The 264-nt window shown below is 68.2% G+C and carries 1 protein-coding gene; it reads left to right on the top strand.

Annotated features, from left to right (window positions below; all coding sequences use genetic code 11):
* On the top strand, positions 1-264 hold a 264-nt coding region (locus DW024_RS10365), incomplete at both ends, for a sugar nucleotide-binding protein (RefSeq protein ID WP_233541388.1).

Here is a 264-nt window from a genome sequence, read left to right as displayed (position 1 = left end):
GGACTTCGACTTCTGCGACATCGACACCTTCGACATGTCCGACCCGGACGCCTATTCGCAGTACGACTGGTCGCTCTACGGCACCGTGATCAACTGCGGCGCCTACACGGCCGTGGACAGGGCCGAGGCCCCCGAGGGCCGCGTGACCGCCTGGAAGGCCAACGCGACCGGGCCGGCCCTGCTCGCCCGTACCTGCGCCGGACACGGGATCACCCTGGTCCACATGTCCAGCGACTACGTCTTCGACGGCACCGCGGAGGTGCA

The sequence above is a fragment of the Collinsella sp. AF37-9 genome (assembly GCF_003475115.1).
Lineage (GTDB): Bacteria > Actinomycetota > Coriobacteriia > Coriobacteriales > Coriobacteriaceae > Collinsella.
The sequence above is the reverse complement of the archived record's forward strand: the minus strand, read 5'-3'. Positions and strand labels throughout refer to the sequence as shown.